The organism is Vibrio sp. 1727, from assembly GCF_033344415.1.
Lineage (GTDB): Bacteria > Pseudomonadota > Gammaproteobacteria > Enterobacterales > Vibrionaceae > Vibrio > Vibrio alginolyticus.
The window spans coordinates 1-521 of the sequence record NZ_JAWPOT010000652.1 but is presented as its reverse complement, the minus strand read 5'-3'; the positions used below and the strand labels follow the sequence as shown (position 1 = coordinate 521).

Sequence of the window (521 nt, the reverse complement as noted above, 5' to 3'; positions counted from 1 at the left end):
TCATCTGCCTCAAGCAAATCAACCTTGTTGAGCACCAACAATGGTGCGATGTTGAGTGTCTCTGCGGCCACTAAATAACGGTCGATAATGTTCAGTGATAGCTCAGGCAAGACAGACGAGACAATCACCATCTGATCGATGTTTGCCGCAACTGGTTTGAGGCCGTCGTAGTAGTCTGGGCGAGTCAGCATTGATGTACGTGGCTCTACGGCTTCCACAACACCTGAGATGCCTGCCATTGATTCAAGACCTTCACGCCAGAGCACTCGGTCACCGGAAACCAGAGACTCAATGCCACGACGTAGGTTACAGCGTTGAACCTCGCCAGTTTCTAAATCTTCGATGTCAGCGTGCTGGCCAAAGCGAGTAATCACTAGACCCTGTTTACTTGCGCCAAGCATGTTCTCATCCCATTGGATGGACTCTTCTTGCTTTTTTAGGCGTTTTTGTTGGTTGCTGCGTACGCGGCGCACCTGACCTTTGGTTAACTTTTTCTTCTTTGCCACAATGTTTTACTTAGT

At 48.9% G+C, this 521-nt stretch carries 1 protein-coding gene; it reads right to left on the bottom strand.

From position 1 onward, the window contains the following. Positions 1-506: GTPase RsgA (rsgA, locus tag R8O10_RS27425; RefSeq protein ID WP_318192261.1), on the bottom strand; the 506-nt coding region annotated here is incomplete at its 3' end. Between the last annotated feature and the right edge of the window lie 15 nt (positions 507-521).